Below are 13,248 nucleotides of genomic sequence, written 5' to 3' on the forward strand. Positions count from 1 at the left end.
GAGGGAGAATCTTATGAAAACAAGTAGGCAAATTACGAGTGCAAGTCTGACCCTTTTAATGGCTGGAAGTTCTTTGTTATATACAACACCAAGCTCAATTGTAAAAGCAGAGCCCAATCAAAATGTATCTAATTCGTTACAAACAAATACTCAAAGAGATCGTACTTCCGTCAAGAAAGCAATGCGGGATACACTACAACTTGGATACCCAGGGATACTCGCCAAAATTTCAAAGGATAGAAAAACGTGGAGTTATGCTGCTGGGGTAGCGGATCTGAGAACCAAAAAAACAATGAAAGCAGATTATCGCTTTCGTATTGGCAGTGTTACGAAGACATTCATTGCAACAGTGCTACTTCAATTGGCTGGAGAGAACCGCTTGAATTTAGATGACTCCATCGAAAAATGGTTGCCTGGCGTCATTCAAGGAAACGGATATGATGGTAACCAGATTACGATTCGGCAGTTATTGAATCATACAAGTGGGATTGCTGAATACTTAAAGTCAAAAGACTATGATATTATGGATACAAAAAAATTGTATACGGCTGAAGAATTAGTAAAGATGGGAATTTCTATTCCACCAGACTTTGCTCCAGGTAAGGGCTGGTCTTATTCAAACACAGGATACGTAATACTAGGTATGCTTATTGAAAAAGTAACTGGAAACAGCTATGCGGAAGAGGTTGAAAATCGGATTGTTGAACCGCTCGAATTGTCGAATACATTCCTACCTGGTAATTCAACTGTTATTCCAGGTACCAATCATGCCCGTGGATATTTCCAACTAGACGAAGCAAGTGAGCCAAAAGACGTTACATATTCTTACCCAGGTAACTCGGATGGAGATATGATTTCTACTGCTGACGACTTGAACAAATTTTTCTCTTACTTACTTAGTGGCAAATTACTGAAGAAACAGCAACTAAAACAAATGCTTACTACAGTTCCTACAGGAATAGTAGGAATGGATGGTTATGGTCTTGGAATCTATGAAAATAAACTTCCAAACGGTGTCTCGATTTGGGGACACACAGGTGGATCTCCAGGTTTTTCTACCCTTGCTGGAGGCACAATTGGAGGCAAGCATACATTAGCCGTCAATTTGAACAGCATTAAAGTTAATAGTCCTGATCCTTTTAAAAATATTTTACTTGCTGAATTTAGCAAGTAGACAAAAAGGAAAAATAGATAAATTTTGTCATAGTTTTTATAGTTGAAAATATCCTTTTCTGGTTCAAAAAACACCTTAATTTTAAAGTTTTTTAAAATTAAGGCAGTAAATGCTGTTAAGCTAATAAAACAAAATCCTCTGTAACATGAAAAACGTTATTCTTTCTCTAGAATCATAGGAAAGGATAACGTTTTTTTACATTTGGGGTAAAGCAGGTTCCTAATTTGATGGACATATGGCAGTACCCTATGCCTATCAAGTTAATAGAACTGAGTTTTCTTAAAATAAAAACCACCGAATTATAGAAGTGGTTTTGAGCGTAAGGAATTTGTAAGAAAGGAGTAAGAAAAAAGAGATTTTCATTGTGTATGATCAAAATGTAGAGAAGAACGAGAGGGGAAATAGATACTATATATTTATATAAAAACAAATTCATTAACAAAACTCTATGGAAGAAAAGAAGAAATTACAGAGGTTAACATACATCTGAAAAAGAGGGATTAATCATTTATTAGGTCAGAAAGTTGTTTGTAGAAATAATTGATGCATAGATGATTGCAAATTCAGTGTTGACTTTTATCATTGGGAGAGTTGATAGCTGTGTGGTTAGCATATGACATAGCTATTAACCATCAATACAATTTAAATAGAAGAGAGGAATTCTTTATGAAAACACGCAGTAAAATTACATGTGCAAGTCTAGCACTTTTAATAGCTGGAAGTTCCCTGTTATACATAACACCAACATCAATTGTAAAAGCAGAACCTACGCAAAATGTATCTAGTTCGTTACAAACAAGTACGCAAAACGATCGTACTTCTGTTAAGAAAGCAATGCGAGATGAACTGCAACTTGGATACCCGGGAATACTCGCTAAAATTTCTAAGGGGGGTAAAACTTGGAGTTATAGTGCTGGGGTAGCGGATCTGAAAACTAAGAAACCAATGAAAGCAGATTTTCGCTTTCGCATTGGCAGTGTGACGAAAACGTTCATTGCAACAGTTCTACTTCAATTATCTGGAGAGAACCGTTTGAATCTAGACGACTCCATTGAAAAATGGTTGCCTGGTGTTATTCAAGGAAACGGATATGATGGTAACCAGATTACGATCCGGCAAATATTGAATCATACAAGTGGTATTGCTGACTATGTAAATTCAAAAGACTTTGATATTATGGATACAAAAAAATCGTATACGGCTGAAGAATTCGTAAAGATGGGGATTTCACTTCCCCCGGACTTTGCCCCAGGAAAGGGTTGGTCTTATTCAAACACAGGATACGTATTACTGGGGATCCTTATTGAAAAAGTAACCGGCAACAGTTATGCCGAAGAGGTTGAAAACCGAATTATTGAACCGCTTGATTTGTCAAATACATTCCTACCTGGCAATTCAAGCGTGATTCCAGGCACCAAGCATGCCCGTGGCTATTTCCAACTAGACGGAGCAAGTGAGCTAAAAGACGTTACTTATATTAACCCAGGTAGCTCGGATGGAGATATGATTTCTACTGCTGACGATTTAAACAAATTCTTCTCTTGCTTACTAGGTGGTAAATTACTGAAGGAACAGCAACTAAAACAAATGCTTACTACAGTTCCTACAGATAGAGAAGGAACCGGATATGGTCTTGGAATCTATGAAACTAAGCTTCCAAACGGTGTCTCGATATGGGGACACCAGGGTAAAGTTCTAGGCTTTACCACTTTTGCTGGTGGCACACTTGGAGGTAAGCATACATTGGCCGTCAATTTGAACAGTCTTAAAGCTGATAGGCCTGATCCATTTAAAAGTATTTTACTTGCTGAATTTAGCAAGTAGGTAAAAAGGAAAACCAGATAAAAAGTGAGTTTTAGGAATTAGAATAAATGTATCTTAACAGTAATAGGGGGGGAATAGTTTAAACTGGGATCCTTAGAGCATGTCAAAAAACTAATAAGTAAGTATTTCAGGAGGGTTTTATGAAAAAGAAAATGATTATTGCAATTGTTGCTTCTGCTATAACAATGTCTCATTTTGTAGGAAATACTTATGCAGATTCGAAAACAGAGGTTTCTGTTACAGCTCCCTACAATACAAATCAAATAGTGAAATGGTTAGAAGCACATGCAAAGCCTTTAAAAACAACTAATCCAACTGCATCTCTTAATGATTTGAAACCACTTAAGGATATGGTAGGTTCAGCCTCAATTGTAGGTTTAGGTGAAGCTACGCATGGGGCTCATGAAGTTTTTACGATGAAACACCGCATTGTTAAGTATTTAGTATCTGAAAAGGGCTTTACCAATCTAGTTTTAGAAGAGGGATGGGACAGGGCCTTGGAACTTGATCGATATGTTCTTACTGGCAAGGGAAACCCAAGCCAACATTTATCACCTACATTTAAGACGAAAGAAATGCTAGATTTACTTGATTGGATTCGGCAATATAATGCTAATCCAAAACATAAATCGAAAGTACGTGTCATCGGGATGGACATTCAATCAGTAAACGAAAATGTTTATAATAATATAATAGAATATATTAAAGCGAATAATTCAAAACTGTTGCCTAGAGTAGAAGAGAAGATAAAAGGGCTTATTCCTGTAACAAAGGATATGAATACTTTTGAAAGCCTTACGAAAGAAGAAAAAGAAAAGTATGTTTTAGATGCTAAACAAATTAGTGCTTTATTAGAGGAAAATAAAAGCTATTTAAATGGAAAATCTAAAGAGTTTGCATGGATAAAGCAAAATGCTCGTATTATTGAACAGTTTACTACAATGTTAGCGACACCTCCTGATAAACCAGCGGATTTTTATTTGAAACATGATATTGCAATGTATGAAAATGCGAAGTGGACTGAAGAACATTTAGGAAAAACCATTGTATGGGGACATAATGGACACGTTTCGAAAACAAATATGCTTCCTTTTATATATCCTAAAGTAGCTGGGCAACATTTAGCAGAATATTATGGAAAACGGTACGTATCTATTGGAACGTCAGTTTATGAAGGACAATACAATGTGAAGAATAGCAATGGTGAATTTGGCCCCTATGGAACATTAAAATCGGATGATCCAAACAGTTATAACTACATCTTTGGACAAGTTAAAAAAGATCAATTTTTTATTGATTTACGTAAGGCAAACGGCGTGACAAAAACTTGGTTAAACGAACAACATCCAATTTTCGCTGGAATAACTACCGAAGGGCCTGATATACCAAAAACTGTTAATATATCATTAGGTAAAGCGTTTGATATACTTGTTCAAATTCAAAAAGTGAGTCCATCTCAACTACATCAATAAATTTGTAATAATGTGGCTCAACGAAGTGTAGTATTTATGATAGTGTTAAGTGTCAATAGAGTTGTTTAGAAATGTCAGTTAGGTTATTTCATTAAAGGATTATTAGATGGAATAAATGTTTTTAAATTAGAGACGATGTGGGATAGAAGCACAGTATCATTAAGTTAACAAAATAAAATTATCCCTAAGTAGATAAAATGAGGAACTAAGGAATTTATCCCACATTAACGGACAATAAGAGCTCAACCTCAAAATGTAGCGAAAACAAAGAAGTTAGGTTGGGTGGGTTGCCCGTAAAAAACTGATTGGTGAGGGCTGATTAAAGTTTACTTTATACGTGTGATGGACTAAATCAAGAAATTGATTAGGGTACGTCGTTTCTTTTAGGAATCCTTATTATAAGGATTCCTTTTTTGTACCAAAAAATTTTCAAAGAAAAAAGATAAGATCGGGAACACAATCTTATCTTTAACATAAAGAATTAGCGTATGAACAGAGTATAACAAGCGGCGAGTCATAGTCGATAGTGAACTTCTGTCATGTTTATAAAGAACAACAAAAATTGAGTAAATAAGGCTGTATTGATAGTTATGTCATACAAACCGTGACATTTTGACACTAAAGTATGTGACAGAAAAATACTTAGGATTAAAAAAGTAGTTTTTAACACATTAGCAATGAATGAGGAGGAGAGATATTAATGACGAAAGCATTAGCTCAAAAAACTTTGCAAGATTTTTATTTCTTATTATTTACCTTTGTATCCGGCTTTTTTTACTTTTGTTTCTATCTAGTCAGCATTACATTTGCATTAGTAATGACGATTATCTTTTTGGGTATTCCCTTGTTGGCGTGGGTGCTGCAAACAACTCACACGTTTGTTCAGTATGAGCGCATTCAAACGAAGATTTATACAGATATATCAATAGATTTATTCGAACCAAGAAAAAAAGAGGAAGGAGATAAATGGATTAAAGCGATAGATACAATCCTCAATAATAGCAACTGGAGGGCTATTTTTTGGCTCATGCAGAAATTTTTTGTCGGAATAATGAGTCTTATATGTGCTGTTTTACTGTATGTAATGCCACTAGTATGTATCGTTACCCCCTTACTTTTTCAATATTTTAATATATACTTATTGGGCATTGCAGTGAATTCATTGGAGGTGGCAATTTTTGTCATGATTGTTGGTTTCATTCTCATCTGGATACATAATCTTATTGGAAACGACTTAGTTCGAATTATTGGAATGTACACGCGTTTCATGTTTAAAGCTATAAAGGAGTGATAATTTGTTTAAGACTTTAAAACTATGGTTTTGGTATGATTGGGCCTTGCTTTGTATACGCTTTATTGTTTGGCTATCATTAATATCAACGACTATCCACCAACAAGATCATTTAACAGTACCACTTTGGATCATAATCCTTTGGGAAGTCGTTTCATTTTCAGTACCTTGGATTTGTTTAATGTTCAGTTATCGCTATTATTTATTTACTGAAATAATATTATTTGGCGGAGTTTGTTTCTATTTAACTTTATTATTTCCGTTAGCGTATCTTGCTTTTTTAATGCCAACTTTTATGATTGCGGCAAATAGCGTTCATAAATCTTACCGCTGGTCGGGTCCTATTACAATTATTTTGTTCCCGTTGCTTATTGCGATATTTTCCAAAGTAACAGATTTATGGGTAATCATCCTACAACTCAGTTTAGCTTTTGCTATGGGCTCTTTCTTTCGTTTACTGGCTATTAATTACCGTCAAAGTGAAATTATTCGGAACCAGAAACATGTATTGGAACAGTACGTATCCCAAGTTGAGCGGATTACATTACTGGAGGAACGTGATAGGCTCTCAAAAGACTTACACGATACGATGGGACATTCCTATACTTCAATTATTATGGGGATGGAAACATTGCGTATGGAATTAAAGTCTAAAGAAGGAGAGCAGCAGCTAGATTCATTATTACAATTGGCCCGTAACAGTATGGAAGAAGTAAGACTGTATTTACACCAATTAGATTTATCACAAGAGTCGCTTCCCTTAGCTACCACACTACAACAATTGACAGAGGAATTTAAGAAACATGCAAAAGTAAATGTACGTACTCGAATAATAGGGGAAGAGTATATAGTCTCCAAACAATCAAAAATGACACTATATCGGAGCTTGCAGGAATCACTAACAAATGCTGTTCGCCATGGGCATTCCACAGAAATCATTGTGTCACTTCATTTTGAACCACAACAGATAAGATTGGATGTACAGGATAATGGCTGTGGGGTAGAAGAGTGGAAGGATGGCTTTGGATTAACTGCAATGAAAGAGCGTGTAAGTCAGTCACAAGGAAGAGTCATTGTTTATTCCAAAAAAGGGGAAGGGACATTAATTTCATGTGTTTTACCGAAACAAGTACAACTTTCTAATAAACAAATTCGTCTGTGTATTGTCGATGATCATTCTTTTATCCGAGAAAGTCTTCATACAATTTTGAGTGGGCTGGAGGATTTACAAGTAGTGGGAATGGCTGAAGATGGAGAACAGGCTTTGGAATTGTGCGGGAGACTAAAACCAGATGTAGTATTAATGGATTTAGAGATGCCAAATCTGGATGGGATTCATGCAACTAAAATGATTAAGAAAAAATGGCCGGACATTCGTGTACTCATTCTGTCAACCTTCCAGAATACAGAAAGGGCCAAAGAAATCATACGAAATGGTGCGGATGGATATGTACTGAAATCCATAGATTCGCGTGAACTAGCTGAATCAATTCGTCTAGTCTATCGAGGAGGCACGATGATTACTCATGACTTGTTCCATAGGATGTGGGAAGAAAATGAAGAAACAGGATTATTTGAATCACGATCAGCTGGAATAGAGTATGGATTGACGAAACGAGAATTAGAGATTTTGAAACTATTATCACAAGGAAGCCGTTATAAAACAATAGCTTCGACACTTTACTTGTCAAACGGAACAGTAAGAAATTACGCCTCCAATCTCTATGAGAAGCTAGGAGTTAAAAATCGAGAAGAAGCAGTACAAAAGGCAAAAGATATAGGATTACTTTCATGACTCTCCCACTTGAACTAGTTAGCTGAAGTTAATGGGGAACTTACAGATGATGCAGGACATCACTACCCAATCCCACATTTGAAACTACAATGAAAAATAAAGATTTGGAACGCCTCTGCTTTTTTGTGAAAAAAGTTGTTTAAAAAGGTTATTTGAATTCTCATATCGAAAAAGTAAAACACTATAGACGAAGACTATAAAATTTGTAGACTATAACTAAATTTGAAACAAGGTTTAAGGTAGATGAATGTCTTATTGAAACCTATCTTTACAAAGGACTGGTAAATAGTTTTCATATTTGTTAGTACATCGGTTCTAAATCTAAAAATAAAATAGGTATTTGGGTCAATAACATCTTTGATTTAAATGTTATTGACCCAATTTAGAAAATATCTATTAAGTTGCCATGAGTAATTTTAGAATTGAAAGAGGGAATTTCGTAAATTCGGGGATAATAGTACTCACTAAATTAAAGCTCTCTATAAAGAGAAGAATTTAGAAACTAAAGAAATCAGTGTGAAGGTGCTTGATTGTAGTCAAATATAAAATATGTTGTTTTGAGTTGAAGTAAGATGTGTAATTGAAAAAGATAACAGGATAATATATTTCTAATTATTTAAAGGGAAGGGGATGTGATTGAGGTGAATAATACATATAATGAAAAGACGCATACATTGATTAAACAATTATTAAAAAAGTTTTCACCAAAAGTTCCTGGCTTTGTATATATGGCCAGTTTTGATAGCGGAGTAACGTATAAAGGTGCAGTTGGCTTAGCTTCTATAGAGGAAAATCTACCGATAACCACAAAGAGCGTTTTTAATATCGCCTCAGTTTCTAAACAATTTACAGCGTTTTCTATATTACTCTTAGAACAAGAGGGAAGATTGAGTTTAGATGATTCAATTGTAAAGTTTGTCCCTTCTATAGGAACATATGCTGAACCAGTAACATTGAGGCATCTAATTCATCATACTGGCGGACTAGTTGATTATATGGAATTGGCTCAAGCAGAAAATATTAAATTTACTGATATATTAACTGTGGAACAATCGCTAAAACACCTTAATGGTCATCAAATTGCAAGGTTCCCTGTTGGCACAAAATTTGAGTATAGCAATACAGGATATTTTTTATTGTCATTGGTGGTAGAGAAGGTAAGCGGGAAGTCTTTACGTCAGTTTGCAAAAGAACGTATTTTTGATTCTTTAAATATGAAAGACACAACAATTGTAGATTGCTACCCAACTACTATATCAATTGCTAGGGGGTATTCAAAGAATGAACAAGGAGCATATATGGTCTATGAAAGCCCTTGGGAACATACAGGTGATGGGGCAGTTCATGCAACAGTCGAAGACCTGGTAAAGTGGGGAGAAAATTTAACTACGGGTACCGTTGGCGGAAAAGAACTTGTTAAAAGAATGAGCGAAATAGGTCCGGAAATTTCTCCAACTGGGGAAACAATTATTGACAATGAAGATTATGCTTTTGGGCTAAGGCTTGCAGAAGGTTTTAACTGTCGATACTTGGAACATTCAGGTAGCTGGGCAGGTTATCGTTCATACTTCATGCGGTTTCCAAAAGAATATTTGACTGTTGTAGTACTAAGTAACTATGATGGATTTGACTCTAAAAAATATGCTAATGAAATAGCGGGAATTATTTTAGAAAAGTAAAAAATAGGGTGTAGAAGAGTATCTGGATTTGGTTAACCACAAGTTGTTTTAGGTGTAATTGATTTTGGGAACGGAAGGCAGGCATATATTTATGCCTGCTTTTTTGTATTAAAATGAACATAGATATTAATTTTTTTGTAAATATGGAACAATGTCATTACTTACAATGTCTATTAAGCGTTGAAACATTTTTTATGTAATAAATTAAGAAAGGAATAATGATTTTTAATTAAGGGAGAAGATTGAATTGAAAAAATTATGGATGCTGTTTTTCATTTGTTTCGCAGTTATGTTGGTAGGATGTAATAAAAACGAACCGCCAAAACAAGCATTTGAAGAATATATTAATTTATGGAATGATAAAAAGTTTGCAAATATGTATGATCATTTATCAGATCGTGCCAAAAAATCGATTTCTAAAAAAGAATTCACAGAAAAATATCAAAAAATCTATGAGGGGATTGGAGCTAATAATTTAAAAGTTAAAATGAAAGGAGAGAATACGAAAGATAAAGAGCTTTTTCTTTTTGAAGTTAAGATGGATACGGATGTAGGACCAGTTTCATTCATCCATGAAGCAAAACTTGTGAAAGATAAAGAGTCTTGGAAAATAGATTGGACGCCAGACTTCATCTTCCCAGGTATGAAAAAAGATTACAAAGTACGTATGCAAATAGAGCAAGGAAAACGCGGAGAAATATATGATCGAAATGGAAAAGGGCTTGCAACGAATGGTAAAGCAACTGAGGTTGGAATTATTCCAGAGAAACTAGGCGAAACAGCAGCGCAAACGAAAGAAATAGTAGCACAATTACTTGATATGTCTACAGAAGAGGTCGAACAAAAACTCACAGCAAAATGGATAAAACCAGACTCCTTTGTACCAATTGGTATTTTAAAAGAGGGAACCAGACAGAATGATTATATTGAATTAGAAGGAGTTTCATCTCGCCCAGTAAATATTCGTACGTATCCATTAGGTGAAGCAGCGGCACACTTAACTGGATATATAGGAAATGTGAATGCGGAGGAGTTAAAATCACTTCAAAAACAAGGTTATCAAGCAGATGATTTAGTAGGTAAGACTGGTTTAGAGAAAGTGTTAGAAAATAAATTGCGTGGTGAAAAGGGTGGACGCGTATTTATAGAAGATGAGAAGGGGAAAGAGATTAAAAACGTAGCAAAAAAAGAAGCAAAAGAAGGAGAAAATGTTACGTTAACAATTGATGCTGCAATTCAAGAAAAAATCTTTAATGAGATGAAAACTGAAGCAGGGTCTAGTGCAGCGGTCAATCCTAAAACAGGTGAAACAATCGCACTTGTAAGTAGCCCTGCTTATAATCCAAATATAATAGTTAGAGGAGCATCGAAAGCCCAACGAGAAGCATGGAGTAACGACTCGAAACTACCAATGACGAATCGCTTTACACAAGCAATTGTACCAGGTTCCGTATTTAAAACGATCACAGGTGCAATTGGTTTGGAAACAAACACAATAAATCCGAAGGAAGAATTTAAAATTCAAGGATTGAAGTGGACAAAAGATTCATCTTGGGGAAATTACTATGTAACGCGTGTGAAGGATGCAAGTCCAATTGATTTTGATAAGGCAATGAAGTACTCTGATAATATTTATTTTGCTCAACAAGCTTTGAAAATAGGAAAAAATCAGTATGTAAATGAACTGAAGAAATACGGTTTTCATGAAAAATTACCAATCGAATACGAATTTCCTATTTCAATCATTGCAAGAGATGGGATAAGAAACGATATCCAACTAGCAGACACAGGCTATGGACAAGGACAAGTATTAATGACACCACTTCATTTAGCATTAACATATGCACCGATTGTGAATGAAGGGAATATTCCGCCGCCACATCTTTTAAAAGAAGCAAAAGTAGCGGGGAATTGGAAAGAAAATGTGGTTTCTAAAAAGAATCAAGACATATTAAAGAGTGCATTAATCAAAGTCATTAATGACCCTGATGGCGCAGGGAGAATTGCAAAGGTTGATGGTGTAACGCTTGCTGGTAAAACTGGTACAGCAGAACTGAAAGAGTCGAAAGAAGCAGAAGGAAAAGAACTGGGATGGTTCGCAGCTTTCGATGCAAATGCGCCAGACATGATTGTTACCATGATGATTGAAGATGTAAAAGGAAGAGGAGGAAGTAATGTTCCAGGTGAAAAAGTAAAACATGTATTTCAGAAATAACACTTAATTATAAGGTGAATTTTTTCACTACATTTATTATATGTTTACTTAACTCAAAGGTATAAATTGGGGGGAATATAGAGCAATTAAATTTCAAAAAAGCATTCTTTCTAATCGAGAATGCTTTTTTGCTGCGACTCTAGAAAATTGATGCCTTACCTTTATTTTCATTTCTGAAAAGTTGGCATTGCTAATGGTAAATAGAAGAGTATAGCAAGTTGAAATGGACAAGTGGAGTGTTACGTTAAATTCAAAAAACAGATTTTCATGAGTAGAATTTTATCATTGTATGCTTTACTTGTTTTTTAGTAGTATTATTCTGCTTGAAAAAAGATAAACAATGGAACAAATGAAACTTGTATCTTGTCTATATATTGAAACCATAATAAAAGTGAGGGCAGTTTTTATGTTTATTCAAATAAGTTTGAGGTGTGGAAATGGAACAGACGTTTATTGAAAAGTGTAATCATGATGAGCTGGACTATGTTATAAAAGACTATTGGCAAGATGTATGGAATTATTCATTTATTATTACGAAAGATCCACACTTATCAGATGATATCACGCAAGATGTATTTATAAAGGTGTTTAAAAATTGGAATTCATTTCGAAAGGAGTCATCTATTAAAACGTGGATTTTAAAAATCACAAGAAATACGGCAATAAACTATTTGAAATCCTCCTATTTTAAAAGGATATCTTTAATAGGATTTTTTAGTGACGATAAGCAATCCCTGTCAGCAGAACAAGAATTTTTTAACCAAGAAGAGATGAATGAGGTGTGGAAGGTTGTATTAAAACTACCTAAAAAGCACCGTGAAATAATTATATTGGACGCAAAATATGAATTATCATATGAAGAAATGGCTGAAACATTAGGAGTATCCATTGGAACTGTAAAATCGAGATTAAGTAGAGCGAGAAGTAAGGTTTCAAAATTAATAGGGGAGGGTAGTAGTGATGAACAATAAACAAAATCCTGACTGGTATAGAAAAATAAAAAAAGGCCCAATGGAGAATCGTAAAGATGAAGAAGAATTTATTTCTAAAATAAAGCAGTCTATATACGAAAATAATGAAGTGGATTTTGTAAAACATAAAAGACCATTTCGTAAAAAAGCATTACCTATTGTAGTTGTTTTAGTTTGTACAATGTTATTTTTCATTGTTCAACAACCTTGGCTTGATGATAATAAATCACCAGTACAAAGTAGTACTCAAATTAAGCCTAAAACAAAAGATGAGTCTGCTCAAGATCCATCATTAAAACAATTTATGAATGAACTATATCAAAGTACGAACTCAAAAAATGAAAATGACCTGTACAAAGCGTTAAATGATGAAGTTCTATTTAAAGGGAAGAGTTATAAGAAGGATGAACTGAAGTTTGATGAAGATATTTTTCATGAGTTGCAAGTCGCCCTTACAATGGGGGGAGAGTTTGGAAATGATACAAAGCAAGTATATAAAGTACCAAGTGGATTGACGGAAAGTAACCAACCAAAGCAAGCACATTTTATATATGCAACTGTTACTGGAAATAAAACAAAAATTTTAGCAGAACCAAAGCGAGAATCACAAGTTTTATATGAAGTATCTAATGAAATGGTAAAAGCTTGGATTCCAGAAAAAGTGCAGAATGATGGATATATAAAAATATCGACAATTAACGGTAATACTGGATATGTACAGAAAGAGTACATTTTAACTGATATTAAATATTCATTTATGTTCGAAAAGAATAATGAAGGTATATGGAAAATAATAAATATAGATTCTATATGGTAAAAGAGGAAGG

At 34.5% G+C, this 13,248-nt stretch carries 9 protein-coding genes; all 9 read left to right on the plus strand.

Annotated features, from left to right (window positions below; genetic code table 11):
• The first annotated feature begins 13 nt into the window (after positions 1-13).
• The 9 genes from C3Y97_RS12125 (at position 14) to C3Y97_RS12170 (ending at position 13,238) form a co-directional block, all read left to right on the plus strand.
• Entirely contained in the window at positions 14-1,174 is a 1,161-nt protein-coding gene (locus tag C3Y97_RS12125) for a serine hydrolase domain-containing protein (protein WP_100655370.1), read from the plus strand.
• A 666-nt stretch (positions 1,175-1,840) separates the two neighbouring features.
• Positions 1,841-2,998: a serine hydrolase domain-containing protein gene (locus C3Y97_RS12135; RefSeq protein ID WP_127063953.1), complete on the plus strand. Its 1,158-nt coding sequence runs from the start codon at positions 1,841-1,843 to the stop codon at positions 2,996-2,998.
• A gap of 140 nt (positions 2,999-3,138) precedes the next feature.
• The gene (locus C3Y97_RS12140) at positions 3,139-4,470 is read left to right on the plus strand and encodes an erythromycin esterase family protein (protein ID WP_119683399.1); all 1,332 of its coding nucleotides are present in this window, start codon (positions 3,139-3,141) and stop codon (positions 4,468-4,470) included.
• 700 nt (positions 4,471-5,170) lie between these two features.
• Positions 5,171-5,761 carry a sensor domain-containing protein gene (locus tag C3Y97_RS12145; protein WP_100655316.1) on the plus strand — a complete coding sequence of 197 codons (591 nt, stop codon included), beginning with the start codon at positions 5,171-5,173 and terminating at the stop codon, positions 5,759-5,761.
• 4 nt (positions 5,762-5,765) lie between these two features.
• On the plus strand, positions 5,766-7,556 hold the full coding sequence (locus C3Y97_RS12150) for a helix-turn-helix transcriptional regulator (protein WP_136363408.1): 1,791 nt from the start codon (positions 5,766-5,768) through the stop codon (positions 7,554-7,556).
• 641 nt (positions 7,557-8,197) lie between these two features.
• Positions 8,198-9,235, plus strand: coding sequence for a serine hydrolase domain-containing protein (locus C3Y97_RS12155; RefSeq protein WP_059303783.1), 1,038 nt, complete (start codon positions 8,198-8,200; stop codon positions 9,233-9,235).
• Between the two features lie 247 nt (positions 9,236-9,482).
• Entirely contained in the window at positions 9,483-11,450 is a 1,968-nt protein-coding gene (locus tag C3Y97_RS12160) for a penicillin-binding transpeptidase domain-containing protein (protein ID WP_100655314.1), read from the plus strand.
• 437 nt (positions 11,451-11,887) lie between these two features.
• Positions 11,888-12,421: an RNA polymerase sigma factor gene (locus C3Y97_RS12165; protein ID WP_000438330.1), complete on the plus strand. Its 534-nt coding sequence runs from the start codon at positions 11,888-11,890 to the stop codon at positions 12,419-12,421.
• Positions 12,411-13,238, plus strand: coding sequence for an SH3 domain-containing protein (locus C3Y97_RS12170; protein WP_001060762.1), 828 nt, complete (start codon positions 12,411-12,413; stop codon positions 13,236-13,238). The genes C3Y97_RS12165 and C3Y97_RS12170 overlap by 11 nt, the downstream gene beginning before the upstream one ends.
• Positions 13,239-13,248 lie beyond the last annotated feature (10 nt).

It is taken from the genome of Bacillus sp. DU-106, assembly GCF_004799705.1.
In the GTDB taxonomy this organism is placed as follows: domain Bacteria; phylum Bacillota; class Bacilli; order Bacillales; family Bacillaceae_G; genus Bacillus_A; species Bacillus_A cereus.

What these genes read in the sequence shown, in the direction of transcription:
- C3Y97_RS12145 (WP_100655316.1), top strand. Translation starts at nt 5,171, where the DNA reads ATGACGAAAGCATTAGCTCAAAAAACTTTGCAAGATTTTTATTTCTTA.
- C3Y97_RS12165 (WP_000438330.1), top strand. Translation starts at nt 11,888, where the DNA reads ATGGAACAGACGTTTATTGAAAAGTGTAATCATGATGAGCTGGACTAT.
- C3Y97_RS12140 (WP_119683399.1), top strand. Translation starts at nt 3,139, where the DNA reads ATGAAAAAGAAAATGATTATTGCAATTGTTGCTTCTGCTATAACAATG.
- C3Y97_RS12135 (WP_127063953.1), top strand. Translation starts at nt 1,841, where the DNA reads ATGAAAACACGCAGTAAAATTACATGTGCAAGTCTAGCACTTTTAATA.
- C3Y97_RS12125 (WP_100655370.1), top strand. Translation starts at nt 14, where the DNA reads ATGAAAACAAGTAGGCAAATTACGAGTGCAAGTCTGACCCTTTTAATG.
- C3Y97_RS12170 (WP_001060762.1), top strand. Translation starts at nt 12,411, where the DNA reads ATGAACAATAAACAAAATCCTGACTGGTATAGAAAAATAAAAAAAGGC.